The organism is Sphingomonas sp. LHG3406-1, assembly GCF_029637485.1.
GTDB lineage: Bacteria > Pseudomonadota > Alphaproteobacteria > Sphingomonadales > Sphingomonadaceae > Sphingomicrobium.
The window spans coordinates 1,904,388-1,922,642 of the sequence record NZ_CP069128.1; the positions used below are offsets into that span (position 1 = coordinate 1,904,388).

Here is an 18,255-nt window from a genome sequence, read left to right on the forward strand (position 1 = left end):
GAGTCGTCGATGCAAGCCTCTAGCGGGCGAGCAGGGCCGCGCCTTCGATCTCGTCGAGCGCACGATGCGCGGCGATATAGGCGCGGGCATTCGCCACCCATTGCGGTGCACCCGAGATGCCGGGCAACCGCATCGCCTCCGCCAGCGCCTGGTCGACCTGTCCGGACGACAGCCGAGCGGAGGCGCGCTCGTAGGTGGCGACGGGACGCTGGCTCGGCTGGTCGGCACGACGGATGCTGACGAGACTGCCCATCTCGCGGCGAACATTCTCCCACAGGCTTGCGCTCTCGGGCGCGGCCTTGAGGCGCGGCTCGAGCGTGTCGAAGTCGGCGATCAGCTGATCCAGCCGGACCGGCCTGCGCGACGCGGTGACGATGGTCGCCACGGCGCGGGCATGGCTCGGCCCGAAGCGCTCGCTGAGCAATGGCTCGAGATAGCCGAGCGCGACTCCACGATCGATCGCACGACGGGCAGCGAAGGCGACCAGCAGGGCATCCGCGCGCCCGGCCGATCCTTCGGCCCGCGCGGTGGCAGTCTCGACCCGAGCAAGCCGTGCTTCGAGGGTGGCGACACGGGCCTCGGCTTGGGGGGTCGGCTCGATCGCCGGGACGGCGGGGCTACCGGGCGCCGGAAGGGTCGCGACCGCAAGCGGCTGGTCGGCTGGCTGCGCCGCAACGGGTTGCGCGAAACCGACGAGACGGGCCGCCTCGGGAAAGCGCGACAGCGCCCAGATGGCGACGGCGCCGCCCACCAGGACGAGCAGGAGGGCAAGGAGCAGGACCGTACCGAAGCTGGCCCGGCGGCTTGAGACAGCACTGGTCATCGGTTGCCTTCCTCGCACAGCTTGGCGGCGAGGGAAAGCAAGGCCGGATCGCTCGGGCTTGCGGCCGCTTCGCAGACGGCCCAGCCGTCGCCGCAGGCGGAGGCCGCGGCCGGGCTGATGGCAGCGATCAGGATGCGGTCCTTGCCATCATCCAGCGACGCGATGCGTCGGCCGGCGGCGGGCGAGTGGACGAGGATGACGCTGCCCGCCAGCGCCTCGGGCGAGGGCAGCGGAAGCGGCTCGGCACGGTAGACGGTGACCGCCGTGACCCGCTGCGGGGGAGACGCCAGCTCGATCCGCTCCTCGCCGGCGAGATGAAGCAGTGCGAGATCCGCAGGAAGGGTTTCGAGCAGTGCCTCGACGCCCCCGGTGCCGACACTGGCGACCGTCAGCCCCGCTTCCCGCGCAGCGCTCGCGGTGGCTTCTCCGACGGCATGGACCGGCAGGTCGGGCAGGCGTCCGGCAAGGCGGACGGCATTGGCGCTGGTCAGCAGCAAGGCGCCGAACCGACTTTCCGGCATCGTCCAGGCGACCGGCGCCGTGGCAAAGGCGGGGCTGACCCGCACTTCGAGGCCCAAGGCAGCCGCGCGGGCCGCGGTGGCGCTTGCGCCGGGCTCGGGGCGAAGGATGACGAGCGGTCTCACGCCGCCGCGAACAGCATCCGCACGTTGGCCGGCGCGCGCCCGAGCAGTTCGGCGGCGAGCGCCAGGCCGGCCTCCTCCTCCTCGCCCTCGGCGGCGTGAAGTTCGCCCCGCACATGTTCGGAGCCGTCGCTGCTGAGCAGTTCGGCCCGCAGCCACAGCCGGCCGTCCCCCTCGACGATGCCGAGCGCCGCGACGGGCGAGTGGCAGGAGCCGCCTACGCCGCGCGCGAAGGATCGCTCGGCGGTGACGGCACGGCGGGTCGGCTTGTGATCGATGGCGTCGAGCAGCGCGCGGGTCGCGGCATCGTCCTTGCGGCATTCGATGGCGATCGCCGCCTGTCCGGGCGCGGGAAGGAAGTCGGCGACGTCGATGGCGCTGCCCTCGTCGATGCCGAGGCGATCAAGGCCGGCAGCCGCAAGGAAGGTCGCCTCATAATCGCCCGTCACGACGCGCTGCAGCCGGGTGGCGACATTGCCGCGCATGATCGAAATGGAAAGGTCCGGCCGGCGGCGAAGCAATTGCGCGGTCCGACGGGGAGACGAGGTGCCGACCTTCGCGCCCTGGCTCAGCGCCTCGACCGACGGCGCGCCGATCAGCCTGTCGCGCACGTCGGCGCGCGGCAGGAAGGCGGCGATGCAGAGGCTGTCGGGCCGCTCGCTCTCGACGTCCTTGCAGCTATGGACCGAAGCCTGGGTGCCGCCGCCGAGCAGCACCTGGTCCAGTTCCTTGGTCCACAGGGCCTTGCCGCCGATCTCCGCCAGCGCCCGGTCCTGCACCTTGTCACCGGTGGTACGCACCTCGAACAGGGAAACGCTGCCGGGATCCCAGCCATGCGCTTTCTCGAGCTTGGCCGCGGTGGCGCGGGCCTGGGCGAGGGCAAGCGGCGAGGCGCGGGTTCCGAGGGTAAGGCGCGGGTTCATCGGCACCCCTCTTGCCAGAGCGCCCAGTAACCGCAAAGGCCCGGCTCCAAGATGGCGCTCATCCTCGGCCTTGAATCCTCCTGCGACGACAGTGCGGCCGCCCTGGTCACCAGCGACCGGCGGATCGTCGCGCAGCGCGTGATCGGGCAGAACCAGGCCCATGCCCCGTTCGGCGGCGTGGTGCCGGAGATCGCCGCCCGCGCCCATGTCGAGGTGCTGCCCGGACTGGTGCGGGAGGTACTGGACGAGGCCGGGATCGGGCCGGGCGACGTCGATGCCATTGCGGCGACCGCCGGGCCGGGGCTGATCGGCGGCGTGATGGTCGGGCTGCTCACCGCCAAGGCACTGGCGCTCGCAACGGCCAGGCCGCTGATCGCAGTCAACCATCTGGAAGGCCACGCCCTGTCTCCGCGGCTGGTCGATCCGGACCTCGGCTTTCCCTATTTGCTGCTGCTGGCGAGCGGCGGCCATTGCCAATTGCTCGAGGTGAGGGGCGTCGGCGACTATCGCCGGCTCGCCACCACCATCGACGATGCGGCGGGCGAAGCGTTCGACAAGGCGGCGAAGCTGCTCGGGCTTCCCTATCCGGGGGGGCCTGCGATCGAATTGCTGGCGCGGGAAGGCGACCCCAGGGCCGTGCCGCTACCGCGTCCGCTGGTCGGCAGCGGCGAGCCGCATTTCTCCTTCGCCGGCCTCAAGAGCGCGGTGCAGCGCGCAGTCGTGGCGGGCGAGCATCGGCCCGCCGACATCGCCGCCAGCTTCCAGCAGGCGGTGGTCGACTGTTTCGTCGATCGTACGCGGCTTGCCCTGCGCCGGACCGACGCGCCGGCTTTGGTGGTGGCGGGCGGGGTCGCGGCCAATGCCTCGGTCCGTTCGGCCCTGCAGCAGCTGGCGGCGGCGGAAGGCCGCGCTTTCTCGGTTCCGCCCGGCTGGCTGTGCACCGACAATGCCGCCATGATCGCCTGGGCCGGGGCCGAACGGTTCGCGGCCGGGCTGGTCGACGGGCTCGACGCACCGGCACGGGCGCGCTGGCCGCTCGACGAGGGCGCCGAGGCGGTCCGGGGGGCAGGAGTGAAGGCATGAAAATAGGGGTGATCGGCGGCGGCGCCTGGGGAACCGCGCTGGCGCAGGTGGCGGCGCAGGGCGGCGAGACCATGCTCTGGTCGCGCGAGCCGGAGGTGGCGGAAAGCATCGCCTCGGCCAGAGAGAATAAGCTGTTCCTGCCCGGCGTGCCCTTGTCGAATCGGATCGTTCCGACCACCGACCTTGCCGATCTCGCCAGCTGCGACGCCTGGCTCGCGGTGACGCCAGCGCAGCACATGCGCCGCGTCCTGCAGGCCGCGCCGCCCTGCCCGGGTGCGCTGATCCTCTGTTCCAAGGGCATCGAGGAAGCGACCGGCCAGCTCCTCCACCAGGTCGCGCGCGAGGCCTGCCCGGACACGTCCGTGATGGTGCTGTCCGGCCCCACGTTCGCCCATGAGGTGGCGGCCGGGCTGCCGACCGCGCTGACCCTGGCCGCCGAAGTGGAAGCCGAGGCCGAGGTCGTCCGCAGCCGAATCGCCCGCCCCGCCTTCCGCATCTACCTCAGCGACGACGTCGCCGGGGCGGAGGTTGGCGGCGCGGTCAAGAACGTGCTCGCCATCGCCTGCGGCGTCGTCGAGGGACGCGGCCTCGGGCAGAACGCCCGCGCGGCGCTGATCGCCCGGGGCTTTGCCGAGATGACCCGCTTCGGCCTGGCCCGCGGCGCCCGGGCGGAGACGCTCGCCGGCCTGTCGGGCCTTGGCGATCTCGTCCTCACCTGCTCCTCGACCAGCTCGCGGAACTTCTCGCTCGGCAAGGGGCTGGGTCAGGGCCGGCCCGCCGCCGAACTGCTGGCCGATCGCCGCACCGTTGCCGAAGGCGCCTTCACCGCGCCGGTACTGCGCCGGCTGGCGGAGGAGGAAGGAATCGAGATGCCGATCGTGGCCGCCGTCGACGATTTGCTTGCTGGACGCGCCGACGTCGACGCGGTGCTGGAACGGCTGCTCAGTCGTCCGCTACGGCCGGAAAGGGCCTAGAAATCCCAGGCGATGCCCTTCTTTTCCCAGTCGCCGTATCGGGTGGGCTCGAGGCGTGGCTTGTCGCCGGAGGGCGGCGGCGCGGGGCTCGCCTCCTCGGGCTTGGGCACCGGCGGCGACTTGCTGAGATAGGCGGGCGGCTGATGATTGGCTGGACGCGGCATGCAAAAGGAGATGGGCGTTGAGGCGGCCACAGCCAAGAGGGCCCGAAAGCCGTGAACCGCAGGCCGGGCTGGAGCCGCGCCGCGCCGCGCTTCGCATCCTCGACCGGGTGGTGCGCAGCGGGCAGACGATGGAATCGGCGGCGCAGGGTGGGTCCAAGCTGGAGCCGGGTGACCAGGCGCTGGCCCTGGCGATCGCCGGCGAGACGCTCCGGCGCCTGCCCCTGCTCGACCGGCTGATCGACGGCGCCACCCGCCAGATCCTCCCCGACGATGCCAAGGCGCGGATGGTCCTCCGCCTTGCGCTCGCCCAGCGGATTGCCCTCAACGTGCCCGACCATGCCCTGGTCGCCACCGCGTTGCCGCTGGTCGACGGCGGGCCGCGCCGGCTGGTGCATGGCGTGCTTGGCACCCTGCTTCGCGGCGCTCTTCCGGGGGCGGACGAGGGCGCCCTGCCCGACGCCGTGGCGGCGCGCTGGTCGGCCGCCTGGGGCGACGAGGCGGTGGAGGCGGCGACCAGGGCCATCATCCGCCGACCGCCGCTCGACCTCAGCTTCCGCTCTCACGACGAAGCCCTCGCTTTTGCCGAGGCCGAAGGTGGCACCAGCCTTGCCGAGCGGCACGTCCGCCTTTCCGACAGCCGTCCGGTGACCGGCCTGCCCGGCTTCGCCGAGGGGCGCTGGTGGGTGCAGGACCTGTCCTCGACCCTCCCGGCGCGCATGATTCCGGCTGAGGCAAGGAATGTGCTCGACGCCTGCGCCGCACCCGGAGGCAAGACCCTCCAGCTCGCCGCGGTGGGACACTCGGTCGCCGCCCTCGACCGGTCGGAGAGTCGTCTGGCGCGACTTCGGGCCAATCTCACCCGCACGGGCCTTGCCGCAGAGATCGTGACTGAGGACGTCCTCGCCTACCTTCCGGCCGAGCCGTTCGATGCGGTCCTGCTCGATGCGCCCTGCTCGGCCACCGGCACCTTCCGCCGCCACCCGGAAGTGCTGCTCCGCGCGTCGGACCGGATCATCGCCGAAAGCGCCGAACTGCAGTCCCGACTGCTCGCCGCCGCCGCCAGATGGGTGAAGCCCGGCGGCTCGCTGATCTACGCCGTCTGCAGCCTCGAACCGCAGGAAGGGGAGGAGCGGATCGCCGCCTTTCTCGCCGCCCGGACTGGCTTCACCCTTGCCGAGCAGCGCCGGGTCCTACCGGGCGAGCTGGAGGAGCAGGGCGGAATGGACGGCTTCTTCACGGCGCGCCTTGTCGCCGGGGGCTAAGCCCGTCTAATCGGTCGCATGGCCCAACCGATCATCGCGCCCTCCATCCTGTCCGCCGATTTTGCCCGCCTGGGCGAGGAAGTGCGGGCGATCGACGCGGCCGGCGCCGACTGGATCCACATCGACGTCATGGACGGCCATTTCGTGCCCAATCTCACGATCGGGCCGATGGTGGTGAAGGCGCTCCGTCCGCACAGCGCCAAGCCGTTCGACGTCCACCTGATGATCTCGCCGGTCGATCCGATGCTCGACGCCTTCGCGGAAGCCGGCGCGGACATCATCACCGTCCACCCGGAGGCCGGCCCCCACCTCCACCGCACCATCCAGCGGGTGAAGGGGCTCGGCAAGAAGGCAGGCGTCTCCCTGAACCCGGCGACCCCGGCCAAGATGCTCGACTATGTGCTGGAAGAGCTCGACCTCGTCCTGGTGATGAGCGTCAATCCGGGCTTCGGCGGGCAGAAGTTCATCTCCTCGCAGCTGAAGAAGATCGAGGCGATCGCCAAGCGGATCGCCAAGGAAGGCCTGGACTGCGTGCTCGAGGTCGACGGCGGGGTCGACGCGGAAACAGCGCGCGCCTGCGTCGATGCCGGCGCAACGGCGCTGGTCGCGGGCACAGCGGCCTTCCGCGGCGGGCCCGACGCCTATGCCGCCAACATCGCGGCGCTGAAGGGCAGCGCATGAGCGACAATGGCGCGCTTGCCCGGCTCGCGACCCTTCCGCTGCTCCAGCGGCTGGTCGCGCGCGGCAAGCCGCCGCTGCGTCTCGTCGGCGTGGCCCGCGATCATGTCACCGGCACCAAAGCCCGTGGGGCGCAACTGCTTGCCCGGCGCTTCCTGGCCGGGGGCGAGGCGGTCGACCTTGCGGAGTTCGACTGGACCAAGGTCGATCCGGCCAGCCCGCTCGGCGCCGAGCTCCATGGCTTCTCCTGGCTGCGCGACCTCGCCGCCGCCGCCACCCGCGAGCGCGGCGCGGCGATCGCCGAGGATCTGGTCGGCCGCTGGCTGATCGCTCACGGCGAGAAGGTCGACGCGGCCTGGGCGCCGGCCCTGCTCGGCGAGCGGCTGCTCTTCTGGCTGGCCTATGCGCCCTACATCCTGTCGCGGCGCGACCCGGCCTATCGCTCGGCCCTGCTCAACACCATGGCGCGGGGCGCGCGGCACCTCAGCGCCCATGCCGACGAAGCGCCGCCGGGCCTGCCGCGAATCACCGCCTGGGCCGGCCTCACTGCCGCCTGCCTGTTGCTGTCCTCGGGCACCGGCCGGCTCGCGAAGGCCGAGGGCGGTCTGTCCCGCGCCCTCGCCAGCGCCCAGTTCGACGATGGCGGCCTGATGAGCCGTTCGCCCGCCGACCAGGCCGCCCTGGTCGACCGGCTCGGCCTCCTCCGCGCCGCCTATGCCGCCGCCCGGCAGGAATATCCGCAAGGCTTCGAGGATGGTGGCGCGGTCGCGCTGGCGGCGCTTCATGGCGTCACCATGGGCGACGGGTCGCTGTCGAGCTGGCAGGGCGGCAACGAAGGGAGCCGCGCCGGGCTGGCCGCACTGGTGGAAGGCTGCGGCTTCCGCGCCCGCCCGCTGCGCATTCCGCGCGGCTGGGGCTACCACCGGCTGAGCGCGCTCGGTACCGTGCTGGTGATCGACGCCGCGCCCCCGCCCGCCCGCAAGCTCACCAAGGCCGCTTCCGCTTCCACGCTCGCCATCGAGATCAGCGACGGGCAGCAGAAGCTGGTGGTCAACTGCGGCGGCCCCGGTCCGCATGTCGCCAGCCTGCCCCAGGGCCTCGCCGCCGCGCTGCGCACCACCGCCGCCCATTCGACCCTAACGCTGTCCGACACCAACAGCAGCGCCATCCTGCCCGACGGCTCGCTCGGCCGCGGAGTCGAGGAAGTGTCGGTCAGCCGCAGCGAGGACAATGACGCAAGCCGGATCGAATGCGGACACGACGGCTATGTCCGTGCCTTCGGCCTGGTCCACAGCCGCGCGCTCAGCCTCGGCAACGACGGCAAGGAAGTGCGCGGGCTCGATCGCCTCGCGCCGCGCGGCCGCAAGAAGATCCGCGAGGACGTGCCCTTCGCCATCCGCTTCCACCTCGCTGCCGGAGTCGAGGCGGTGCCGACGGCCGACGGGCTCGGTGCGCTGATCCGCTCGCCCGGTGCCCCGCCCTGGACCTTCCGCTGCCGCGGCGCGCAGCTCGGGCTGGAGGAAAGCGTGGTGGTCGACGGCGCGGGCGCCCTCCGCTCCACCCTCCAGCTGGTGCTTGTCGGCGAGGTGTCGCACCTCGGCGGCGAAGTCGGCTGGCAGTTCCGCCGATCGAGCTGATCGCCGCTCCCCCGGGCGGGGTGACGAAGGGCGGCTGGTTCATTAAAGGGCCGCCATGACCGACCTCGTCCCCGTCCGCCGCGCCCTCATCTCCCTGTCGGACAAATCCGGCCTCGAGGAACTCGCGGCCGGCCTCGTGCGGCACGGCGTTGAGCTGGTTTCGACCGGCGGTACGGCAGCAAAGCTCCGCGACTTCGGTCATCGGGTGAAGGACGTCAGCGACCTGACCGGCTTTCCCGAGATGATGGATGGGCGGGTCAAGACGCTGCACCCCAAGGTTCATGGCGGCCTCCTCGCCGTGCGCGACGAGGCGTCGCATGCCGATGCCGCGGCGGAGCATGGGATCGGCTTCATCGACCTTCTGGTCGTCAACCTCTACCCGTTCGAGAAGACGGTCGCCGGCGGCGCGGACCGTGACACGGTGATCGAGAATATCGACATCGGTGGACCCTCGATGGTCCGCTCCTCGGCCAAGAACCACCGCTACGTCGCCTGCGTCACCGATCCGGGCGATTATCCGGCGCTGCTGGCCGAGCTGCACGAACACGGCGGCATGACGTCACTCGGCCTTCGCAAGCGGCTCGCGGCCAAGGCGTTCGCCCGCACCGCCGCCTATGACAGCGCCATCGCCTCCTGGTTCGCGTTCGCCGACCAGGGCGAAGCGATGCCGGCGACGCTGCCGCTGGCGCTGACCAAGGCGTCCGAGCTCCGCTACGGCGAGAATCCGCACCAGTCGGCGGCGCTCTACCTGCCACAGGCGAGCGGCACAGCCGGGATCGCCGGTGCGCGGCAGGTGCAGGGCAAGGAGCTCAGCTACAACAACCTCAACGATGCCGACGCCGCGCTTGAGCTCGTCTCCGAGTTCCGCGGTGGGCAGCCCGCCTGCGTCATCGTCAAGCATGCCAATCCGTGCGGCGTGGCCGAGGGAACGACGCTGGAGCAGGCCTATACGGCGGCCTTCCAGTGCGATTCCGTGTCGGCCTTCGGCGGGATCGTCGCGGTCAATCGGCCGCTGGACGGCGCGACGGCGCGGGCGATCACCGACATCTTCACCGAGGTGGTGATCGCGCCCGACGCCGACAGTGAGGCGCTGGCGGTGTTCGCGGCGAAGAAGAGCCTCCGCCTGCTGCTGACCGGCGACTTGCCCGATCCGCGCCGGCCCGGCCTCATGCTCAAGAGTATCGCTGGCGGCATGCTGGTGCAGAGCCGTGACAATGGCGTGATTATTCCCTCGGACCTCAAGGTCGTGACCCGTCGCCAGCCGACCGCACAGGAAGTTTCCGACTGCCGCTTTGCCTGGACCGTCGCCAAGCACGTCAAATCGAATGCCATCGTCTACGCCAAGGACGGCGTCTCGGCAGGCATCGGCGCGGGGCAGATGAACCGGCGCGATTCGGCGCGGATCGCAGCGGCCAAGGCGCGCGAGGCGGCGGAGACCTTCGGCTGGGCGCAGCCGCGGACGGCCGGCTCGGCGGTGGCGAGCGACGCCTTCTTCCCCTTCGCCGACGGTCTGCTCGCGGCGGTGGAGGCCGGTGCGACGGCGGTGATCCAGCCCGGCGGCTCCATGCGTGACGCCGAGGTCATCGCTGCCGCCGACGAGGCGGGTCTGGCCATGCTGTTCACGGGGATGCGCCACTTCCGGCACTAGGGCCCGTCAGCGCGCCGCATTCCCCGTCGTGCCCGGCGCCGGCAGGTCGACGTTGATGTCCTTCTTCTTCATCTTGAACAGCAGCCGGTCCTCGGGACCGAATCCCTTCTTCCAGATGACGAAGCCGAAGGACGCGAGGATCAGCGGGATGCCGATGCTGAGCTCGATCCATTCGGGCGCGAGGATGGCGAGCTGCCCGGCAACCACCGCCGCGCCGGCCGCCCACAGCAGTGGCCAGCGCCAGCCGCTGACCGGCGCTCCGAGCAGGCGGCTCGCAAGCCGCGCCTTGGTGACGGCGGCGAAGGCGAGCGCCAGGCACAAGGCCACCGCCGGTGCCGTCGCCTGCCATTCGGGCGGCCAGTCCAGGCGGCGGAAGATGAGGATCAGGGCGACCGTCAGCACCGCTTGAAGCGCCAGCATGGCCAGGCTCAGCATCATGTTGCGGTGGCGCGCGATGTAGATGAGCGCTGCCTCGCTGGTGGTGGCCGTCGCCGCGATCACCTCGGCGCCGAGCAGGAAGACGAGCGCGGCGGTGCCGGCGACGAAGGCGGGTCCGACCAGGCCCATCACGCCCTCGCCCGGAATGCCGAGCGAGAGGGCAACGGCGGCCTGCGCCGCGATCACCCAGAAGCCGACCTGCCGGATCTGCCGCGCGACCCCGACCCGGTCCCCCTCCTCCAGGCTCCGGCTGATCACCGGCCCGAGGATGGGATCGAAGCTGGTCTTGAGCTTGCTCGGCAGCGAGGCGACGTTCTGCGCGACATAATAGATGCCGACCAGCGCCGGCGTCGCGAACAGGCCGAGGATGGCGAGGTCGATTCGCCGGCTCGCCCATTCGACCGTGTCCGCGGCCGCGATCGGCATGTAGCGCCGCGCGAGCTGCCAGCTTTCGGTCGGCTGGGGCCGCCAGCCTTCGGCCTTGCCGTAGGTGCGCAGGAACGGAATGGCCGAGGCAACGAGGGCCGCGATCATCGACAGCGCGTAGGCGAAGATCAGGCCGTCGCGCTTCGAGACGAAGGCGAACACCAGGGCCGCAATGCTGATCGTCCATGGCTCGACGATTGCCCGGGCCCGGACCGTCGCGCCGACATCGTGGCGATAGGCCAGCGCGGCCAGCATCACGTCGCTCCACGCCAGCGCTAGGACGGCGACCGGAAGAAGCCATTCGAGCCCGTAGATCGTGGAGTTGGGGAACATCGCCTGGGGGAAGGCGAACAGCAGGGCCATCCCGACCACGCTGGCCATGAAGGCGACCAGCAATGCGTCCCAGGTCACGCAGACATGCGGCTTGTCGGTCTTGCTCAATTGCTCGGCGAGCCCGCGCTTGAGGCCAAGAGTGGCGATCTGCGCCACGAACTCGACCACCAGCACGGCATAGGCGAAGCGGCCCAGCGCCTCGGCGCCGTACATGCGCCCGGCGATGAACAGGAAGGGCAGGCGTGCGGCCAGCCGGAGGAGGAAGCCGAAGAAGTTGATCCGCCCGCCGCGGGCGAGGGCCGCAAGGTCGTTGCGGCCGGCTTCGGCGCTTTCCGCGCTCAATGCGCGACGCCCCAGTTGGCGCCCCAGCCCACTTCCACGCTCAGCGGTACGGTCAGCGTAACGACTGGTTCGGCGGCCGACGCCATGACGTCACGAATCACCGCCGCGGCGCGTTCTTCGTCGCCCTGCGGCACTTCGAACACCAGTTCGTCGTGGACCTGCAGCAGCATCCGCGTGCGGGTCAGGCCAGCCGCCGCCAGCGCCGCGGGCATCTTCACCATGGCGCGCTTGATGATGTCGGCGCTGGTGCCCTGAATCGGCGCGTTGATCGCGGCACGCTCGGCCGACTGGCGGAGGTTCATGACGCCCGACCGGATGTTCGGGAAATGCGTCTTGCGACCGAACAGCGTCTCGCTGAAGCCGCATTCGCGGACTTGGCTGAGGGTGGTCGAGATATAGTCCTTGATGCCGGGGAAGCGCTCGAAATAGCGATCGATCATCGCCTTCGCCTCGTCCCGGCCGATGCCCATCCGCCCGGCCAGGCCGAAGGCGGAGATGCCGTAGAGGATGGCGAAGTTGATCGTCTTGGCCTTGTTGCGGCTGTCCTTGCCGTCGTCGCCGAACACTTCGCGCGCGGTGATGGTGTGGATGTCGTCGCCGCGGGCGAAGGCCTCCTTGAGCTGCGGAACGTCGGCGAAATGGGCGGCGAGCCGAAGCTCGATCTGGCCGTAGTCAGCGCTGAGCAAGCTGAAGCCTTCCTCAGCGATGAAGGCGTTGCGGATCCGCGCGCCGATCTCGGTCCTGATCGGGATGTTCTGGAGATTGGGGTCGTTGGAGCTGAGTCGCCCCGTCTGCGCCGCCGCCAGCGCATAACGGGTGTGGACCCGGTTGCTCCTAGGGTCGATCTGCGCCTGCAGCGCATCGGTATAGGTGACTCGAAGCTTGGTCAGCAGCCGCCAGTCGAGCACCAGCCGCGCGACCTCGACGCCCTCGGCCTCCAGCCGCTCGAGCTCGCTCTGGTCGGTCGAATAGGCGCCTGACTTGCCCTTGCGCCCGCCCTTGAGCCCGAGCCGGTCGTAGAGCACGCCGCCGAGCTGCTGCGGCGATCCGATGGTGAAGGGGCCGCCGGCCGCCTCGTAGATCTTCTCCTCCAGCCGCGCAGTCTCGGTCGCGAAGGTTTCGGACAGTTCGGCGAGATAGGCGCGGTCGACCTTGATGCCGTCGCGCTCCATGGCGCCGACCACCGGCACCAGCGGCAGGTCGACGAGGCGATAGACGCGCGTCGCATGCTCGGCCGCGAGCCGGTGCTCCAGCCGGTGCCACAGCCGCCACACCATGTCGGCATTCTCGGCAGCATATTCGGTGGCGGCAGCGATGGCCGCGTCGCCGAAGCGAATCGCCTTCTGCCCGGTGCCGCACACCGCCTTGAGCGGCAGGCACTCATGTTCGAAATGGCGCTTCACCAATTCGTCGAGGCCGTGGCCGAAGCGCCCGCTGTCGAGCGCAAAGCTGGCCAGCATGACGTCCTCGGCCGCCGCGACCCGGATGCCCTGGTCGGACAGGAGCTTCAGCGGCTCCTTGAGATTGTGGCCGATCTTGAGGACGCTATCGTCCTCCAGCAGCGGCTTCAGCAGCGCCAGTCCCTCGGCGAGCCGGAGCTGCGCCGGCCCCTCGCTCAGCAGGTCGCCGCCGCCATGACCAAGCGGGACGTAGGCCGCACGGCCGGGAGCCAGCGCAAGGCTCACGCCCGCCAGTCCCTCGGACAGGCCATGGCCGCCGTCGCCTTGAAGGTCGATCGCGACCCGGCCCTGCGTCCGCGCCTCGGCGATCCACTGCGCCAGCGTCCCGGCATCGGCGATGGTGACATAGGCGCCGCGATCGACGCTGATCGGCTCCGGATCGCCTGGTCCAGCCGGAATCGGTGCCAGCGCGGGCCGCTCGCCCTCGGACGGCCGGGCGCCCTGCCCGACCATCCGGTTGAGCAGGGTCTTCCAGCCCTGGTCCAGGAGGAACTCGCGCAGCGGCTCCTCCGGAATGTTCTTCATCTCCAGCGCGTCGAGCGGCTCGGGCAGGTTCATTTCGCACACCAGCCGCACCAGCTCGCGGCTGAGGCGGGCATTGTCGGCATGCTCGATGAGATTCTGCCTGAGCTTCGGCTTCTTGATGTCCGGCGCGGCGGCCAGCACCGCTTCCAGGCTGCCATGTTCCTGGATGAGCTGGCTGGCGGTCTTCGGCCCGATGCCCGGAACGCCCGGCACGTTGTCGACGCTGTCGCCCATCAGCGCGAGCACGTCGCCGAGTTGTTCGGGCGGAACACCAAATTTCTCAATCACATAGGAGCGGTCGATTTTTCGGTCGTTCATCGTATCGAGCATGTCGATCGATTTGTCGTCGTCGATCAGCTGCATCAGGTCCTTGTCGGAGCTGACGACGGTCACCTTCCAGCCGCGCTTGGCCGCTTCGGTGACGTAGCAGGCGATGATGTCGTCGGCTTCCAGCCCCGCTTCCTCGATGCAGGGAATGGAAAAGGCGCGGGTGGCGACGCGGATCAGCGGCAGCTGGGGGACCAGGTCCTCGGGCGTCGGCGGCCGGTGCGCCTTGTACTGGTCGTACATCTCGTTGCGGAACGAGGAGGAGCCCTTGTCGAGGATCACCGCCAGGTGGGTCGGACCATCGGCGCGGCTCAGCCCTTCCGCCAGCTTCCACAGCATCGCCGTATAGCCGTAGACCGCCCCCACGTTCATGCCGTGGCGGTTGGTCAGCGGCGGCAGCCGGTGGTAGGCGCGAAAGATGTAGCTGGACCCGTCGACGAGGTAGAGATGGGGCTGGGCATCAGACATGAAGCGGCGGCTTTAGCATGTTCGGCGGGTCTGGGAACGCTTGGCCTTTGCCGAAAACCCCGATTGATCCAGGTCAATGGCTGACGTTCCGACCTGCCTTACTCCTTCGCCCACAAGCCAAGGAGAATCATCATGTCGGACCGTTTCGACAAGGAGCTGCTGACGGCGCGGGGCGAGGTTGTCGCTGCACCGGAAGTGCTCGCAAAAGAGGCCGCCAGCGGTTGCGAGGACCGCAATTTCGGTCTTCCGCCAGTCATCCTGCTCGGCTCGTTCGGCCTCTTCCTTGCCTATCTGGCGGTGATGTGGGTGGGCTTTGCCGCGGACGGGCTGGTGCTGCCGATGGCCGTCAACTTCATCTTCGTCGCCGCCTTCGCCTACGTGCCGGCCAAGTGGGCGACGATGAAGCCCGACCACAAGGACAAGGCGATCCCCATGGCCCGCTTCCGCGCCGCCGGGATCGACACGCTGACCGGCCGCACCTCGGCGCGCGAGGCGACGACGCTCGTCCTGCTGCTTCCCGCCTGCACCCTGTTCTGGGGCATCGCCATGACCACCATCGCGGCGCTGGTCTGACCTCCCTGGCTTGAACGGCAGGCCAGATCCCCAGACGCGCGGCTCCGGAATCAACCCCGGGGCCGCGCTTTTCCTTGGCTCGCGGGGTGAGCGGGACTAGGCTCCGCCGCATGGCCGAGAAGTTCGCCCGACATAAGCAGCCCTGGACTCCGGACGAGAATGCCAAGCTGACCACGCTTGCCGCCAAGGGCATGGGGTTGAAGGCGATCGCCAAGGCGCTCACCCGCTCGGAAGAAAGCACGCAGGCGCAGGCCAAGGTGCTCAAGATCAAGATCGCCAAGATGCGCTGACCGGCCGTTCGTCGGTCTTTCCGGGCGTCTTTCGAAGCAGGCGCGACCGCAAGACCGGCCCAAGCTTCCCGTTCAGCGCCTTCGGAATGCTTGGACGGCTCGCCCGAGGCGTGGCGCGGCGGCAACGGTTGCGGCCTGTTCGCGGCGGAGCGCCCAATCGAGCAACGCGTCGAATCCCGAATCGTTGAGGCCGGGTCGTCGCCCGGTCCAGCTCGATGGGGGGCAGGCCGGCGGGCGACGGGTGAGGCGGCGAACATGAACAAGTTGATGGGAATGGCGGCCGGAGTGGCGTTGGTCGTGACGGCGCTGGGCGGAACGGCACAGCCGGCGGCGGCGCAGGAAGCTCCCGCCCCGGATCCCCGGATCCTCTGCCCATGGATGGTCAGCCAGGGCTACTTCCGCAATCACGGGGACTGCATGCATGGCTTCCGCGTCGGCGGCGCGGCCTATTGTCATACCTTGCAGCAGAACGTGCTGGAACTGCTCGGCTATCGCAGCCGCGGCGAATGCGTCGCCGCTGCCCGCCAGGCGGAACGCAATTAGGGCACCAGCACCGTATCGCGCGCCCGTGCGGCAGTCTTCGGCCAGTCGCGATTGAAGTGGAGGCCGCGGCTTTCCCGCCGGGCCAGCGCCGAACGGATGATGAGGTCGGCGACCTCGACGAGGTTGCGCAGCTCGATCAGGTCGGGTGTCACCCGGAAGTGGGCGTAATAATCGGTCACCTCCTGGCGCAGCATGTCGATCCGGCGCTTGGCCCGCTCCAGCCGCTTGGTGGTGCGGACGATGCCGACATAGTTCCACATGAAACGGCGGATCTCGCCCCAGGTCTGGGCGATGACCACCTCCTCGTCACTGTCGGTAACCCGGCTCTCGTCCCACTCGCGTACCCGGGCGACGGGCGGCAGCTCGTCCCACCGCCGCAGGATGTCGCCGGCGGCCGCCTCGCCGAACACGAGGCATTCGAGCAGCGAGTTGGACGCGAGGCGGTTGGCGCCGTGGAGCCCGCTTTCCGTCACCTCGCCGGCGGCATAGAGCCCGGGCGCGTCGGTCCGTCCGGCAAGGTCCACCACCACACCGCCGCAGGTGTAGTGCTGGGCGGGCACCACCGGGATCGGCCCCTCGGTCATGTCGATGCCGAGGCCGATCAGCTTCTCGTAGATGTTCGGGAAGTGCGCGCGGACGAACTCGGGATCGCGGTGCGAGATGTCGAGGTGGACAAAATCGAGGCCGTCGCGCTTGATCTCATTGTCGATCGCCCGCGCCACCACGTCGCGCGGGGCAAGCTCGCCGCGCTCGTCATAGTCGGGCATGAAGCGGTGGCCGGTGAGCGGATGCTTGAGGATGCCGCCCTCGCCGCGCACCGCCTCGGTGATCAGGAAGTTCTTGGTCTCGAGATGGTAAAGGCAGGTCGGGTGGAACTGCATCATCTCCATGTTGGAGACCCGGCAGCCCGCGCGCCACGCCATGGCGATGCCGTCGCCGGTCGCGCCACGCGGCGCGGTCGAATAGAGATAGACCCGGCCCGCCCCGCCGGTGGCGAGGATGGTCGCACGGGCGGTCAGCGTCTCCACCTTCCGGCTCTCGCGGTTGTAGGCGTAGAGGCCGTGGACGCTTCCGGCTGTCGAGAAGCGCTCCTCATGACGCCCGGTGATGAGGTCGACCGCGACCATGTCGGGCAGCAGCACGATGTTGGGATTGGCGGCGGCGGCCTTCTCCAGTGCCTGCTGCACCGCCCAGCCGGTGGCGTCGGCGACATGGACGATCCGGCGGTGGCTGTGCCCGCCCTCGCGGGTCAGGTGGAGCGCGCCGCCCTCTTCCGCGAAGGGCACGCCGAGCTCGATCAGCCGCTGGATGGCGGCGGGTGCCGCGCCCACGACATGCTCGACGACATGGCGGTCGTTGAGGCCGGCACCGGCGACCATCGTGTCCTCGACATGCGCCTCGAAGCTGTCGCCCTCCTCCAGCACCGCGGCGATCCCGCCCTGTGCCCAGCCGGTCGCCCCTTCGCCCAACGCTCCCTTGGCGATCACCGCGACGCGGCGGTGGGTCGCAAGGTTGAGCGCGGCCGTCAGCCCGGCCGCGCCCGAGCCGATGATGAGGACGTCGAAGCTGTGATTCACTTCGCCCGCACCAGGCTCAGGAACACATCCTCAAGGTCCGGCTCCTTGGTCACCACGTCGACGATCCCGAGCCCTTCCCGCTGGAGAGCGGCGATCACCTCGCCTGCGTTCACCTTGTCCTTGGCGAAAGTGATGGCGAGGCTGCGCTCGCCCTGCAGCACCACCTTGTCGAAGCAGATATTGGCCGGCACCTCGGCGAGGTCGCGGTCGACCGTCACCACCACATTCTTCTCCTGCGCCCGCGAGAGGAGCGTCGCGGTCGGCTCGTTCGCCACCACCTTGCCGTGGTTGATGATGGCGATCCGCTCGCAAAGCTCCTCGGCTTCCTCGAGATAGTGGGTGGTGAGGATGACCGTCGTGCCCGCAGCGTGAAGCTCGCGCACATATTCCCACAATTGCTGGCGAAGCTCGATGTCGACACCCGCGGTCGGCTCGTCGAGGACCAGGATCGGCGGCGTATGGACCATCGCCTTGGCGACCAGCAGCCGCCGCTTCATGCCGCCCGACAGCGTCCGGGCATAGGCATTGGCCTTGTCGGTCAGGCGCATGGCCGCGAGCAGTTCATCGGTCCGCCGTGCGTTCGTCGGCACGCCGTAGAGCCCGGCCTGGATCTCCAGCGCCTCCTTCGGCGTGAAGAAGGGATCGAACAATATTTCCTGCGGCACGATGCCGATCGACAGCTTCGCGTTGCGCGGGTGCCGGTCGATGTCGAAACCCCAGATTGCGACCTTGCCCTCGCTCTTGGAAACGAGGCCGGCAAGAACGTTGATCAGGGTCGACTTGCCCGCGCCATTGGGCCCGAGCAGTCCGAAGAACTCGCCCTGCCGGACCTCCAGCGAGACTCCGTCGAGCGCCCGCTTCCCGCCGGCATAGGTCTTTCCGAGTCCCTCGATTCGGATGGCGGGCTGGTCACTGCTCATAGTAGGATTCGCTTAGCGAGGGCGGTGACGCGGCGAAAGCCGAAGTGGTGAATTGATCATTTACCTTACTTGGCAAAGTGGATTTGACGTTAACCCTCCTAAGGCGTGCCGATGCGTTTCGCGGCCCTCCTTGCCTTTCCCCTGCTGTTCGCCGGCGCCGCGGCGCACGCGCAGCAGGTCGCGCCGCGCTCTGCCGTTCC

General features: G+C 69.7%; 17 protein-coding genes. 9 read left to right on the forward strand and 8 right to left on the reverse strand.

The features are described 5' to 3' along the window. Positions 1-19 precede the first annotated feature (19 nt). The 3 genes from JOY29_RS09245 to hemC are packed head-to-tail and all read right to left on the reverse strand — an operon-like array spanning position 20 to position 2,387. Positions 20-823, reverse strand: a complete 804-nt coding sequence (locus JOY29_RS09245; RefSeq protein WP_300973236.1) for a hypothetical protein — start codon at positions 821-823, stop codon at positions 20-22. Next, complete coding sequence (locus tag JOY29_RS09250; RefSeq protein ID WP_300973237.1) at positions 820-1,467, reverse strand: uroporphyrinogen-III synthase; 648 nt, start codon at positions 1,465-1,467, stop codon at positions 820-822. Before JOY29_RS09250 ends, JOY29_RS09245 begins: the two co-directional genes overlap by 4 nt. Further along, entirely contained in the window at positions 1,464-2,387 is a 924-nt protein-coding gene (hemC, locus tag JOY29_RS09255; RefSeq protein WP_300973238.1) for a hydroxymethylbilane synthase, read from the reverse strand. The genes JOY29_RS09250 and hemC overlap by 4 nt, the downstream gene beginning before the upstream one ends. Positions 2,388-2,438: 51 nt before the next feature. Between hemC and tsaD the strand changes: the two genes are divergently transcribed. Both tsaD and JOY29_RS09265 read left to right on the forward strand, forming a co-directional pair. Further along, a complete protein-coding gene (gene tsaD, locus JOY29_RS09260; protein ID WP_300973239.1) occupies positions 2,439-3,470 on the forward strand; it encodes a tRNA (adenosine(37)-N6)-threonylcarbamoyltransferase complex transferase subunit TsaD in 1,032 nt (343 codons plus the stop codon). Next, positions 3,467-4,444, forward strand: coding sequence for an NAD(P)H-dependent glycerol-3-phosphate dehydrogenase (locus JOY29_RS09265; protein ID WP_300973240.1), 978 nt, complete (start codon positions 3,467-3,469; stop codon positions 4,442-4,444). Before tsaD ends, JOY29_RS09265 begins: the two co-directional genes overlap by 4 nt. Here the strand turns inward: JOY29_RS09265 and JOY29_RS09270 are convergent. Then, entirely contained in the window at positions 4,441-4,608 is a 168-nt protein-coding gene (locus JOY29_RS09270; protein WP_300973241.1) for a DUF1674 domain-containing protein, read from the reverse strand. The genes JOY29_RS09265 and JOY29_RS09270 overlap by 4 nt on opposite strands. A 17-nt stretch (positions 4,609-4,625) precedes the next feature. On the opposite strand from JOY29_RS09270, the gene JOY29_RS09275 reads away from it, so the two are divergent. From JOY29_RS09275 to purH, 4 genes are read left to right on the forward strand one after another with little or no spacing between them, the layout of a single operon-like run. Beyond that, a complete protein-coding gene (locus JOY29_RS09275) occupies positions 4,626-5,870 on the forward strand; it encodes an RsmB/NOP family class I SAM-dependent RNA methyltransferase (protein WP_300973242.1) in 1,245 nt (414 codons plus the stop codon). Between the two features lie 18 nt (positions 5,871-5,888). Beyond that, positions 5,889-6,551, forward strand: coding sequence for a ribulose-phosphate 3-epimerase (gene rpe, locus JOY29_RS09280; RefSeq protein ID WP_300973243.1), 663 nt, complete (start codon positions 5,889-5,891; stop codon positions 6,549-6,551). Next, positions 6,548-8,185: a heparinase II/III family protein gene (locus tag JOY29_RS09285; RefSeq protein WP_300973244.1), complete on the forward strand. Its 1,638-nt coding sequence runs from the start codon at positions 6,548-6,550 to the stop codon at positions 8,183-8,185. Before rpe ends, JOY29_RS09285 begins: the two co-directional genes overlap by 4 nt. A gap of 55 nt (positions 8,186-8,240) precedes the next feature. Then, positions 8,241-9,833: a bifunctional phosphoribosylaminoimidazolecarboxamide formyltransferase/IMP cyclohydrolase gene (purH, locus tag JOY29_RS09290; protein ID WP_300973245.1), complete on the forward strand. Its 1,593-nt coding sequence runs from the start codon at positions 8,241-8,243 to the stop codon at positions 9,831-9,833. A gap of 6 nt (positions 9,834-9,839) precedes the next feature. Here purH and JOY29_RS09295 read toward each other — a convergent pair whose 3' ends face one another. After that, positions 9,840-11,372, reverse strand: coding sequence for a lipopolysaccharide biosynthesis protein (locus tag JOY29_RS09295; protein ID WP_300973247.1), 1,533 nt, complete (start codon positions 11,370-11,372; stop codon positions 9,840-9,842). Continuing rightward, on the reverse strand, positions 11,369-14,152 hold the full coding sequence (gene polA, locus JOY29_RS09300) for a DNA polymerase I (protein ID WP_300973248.1): 2,784 nt from the start codon (positions 14,150-14,152) through the stop codon (positions 11,369-11,371). Before polA ends, JOY29_RS09295 begins: the two co-directional genes overlap by 4 nt. Positions 14,153-14,284: 132 nt before the next feature. On the opposite strand from polA, the gene JOY29_RS09305 reads away from it, so the two are divergent. The 3 genes from JOY29_RS09305 (at position 14,285) to JOY29_RS09315 (ending at position 15,558) form a co-directional block, all read left to right on the forward strand. Next, complete coding sequence (locus JOY29_RS09305) at positions 14,285-14,725, forward strand: hypothetical protein (protein WP_300973249.1); 441 nt, start codon at positions 14,285-14,287, stop codon at positions 14,723-14,725. A gap of 110 nt (positions 14,726-14,835) precedes the next feature. After that, positions 14,836-15,015 carry a hypothetical protein gene (locus tag JOY29_RS09310; protein ID WP_300973250.1) on the forward strand — a complete coding sequence of 60 codons (180 nt, stop codon included), beginning with the start codon at positions 14,836-14,838 and terminating at the stop codon, positions 15,013-15,015. Between the two features lie 255 nt (positions 15,016-15,270). Beyond that, positions 15,271-15,558, forward strand: coding sequence for a hypothetical protein (locus JOY29_RS09315; protein WP_300973251.1), 288 nt, complete (start codon positions 15,271-15,273; stop codon positions 15,556-15,558). Here JOY29_RS09315 and nadB read toward each other — a convergent pair. Both nadB and JOY29_RS09325 read right to left on the reverse strand, forming a co-directional pair. Then, a complete protein-coding gene (nadB, locus tag JOY29_RS09320; RefSeq protein WP_300973252.1) occupies positions 15,555-17,135 on the reverse strand; it encodes an L-aspartate oxidase in 1,581 nt (526 codons plus the stop codon). The two genes, JOY29_RS09315 and nadB, sit on opposite strands and share 4 nt — an antisense overlap. Further along, entirely contained in the window at positions 17,132-18,055 is a 924-nt protein-coding gene (locus JOY29_RS09325; protein ID WP_300973253.1) for an ABC transporter ATP-binding protein, read from the reverse strand. Before JOY29_RS09325 ends, nadB begins: the two co-directional genes overlap by 4 nt. Between the last annotated feature and the right edge of the window lie 200 nt (positions 18,056-18,255).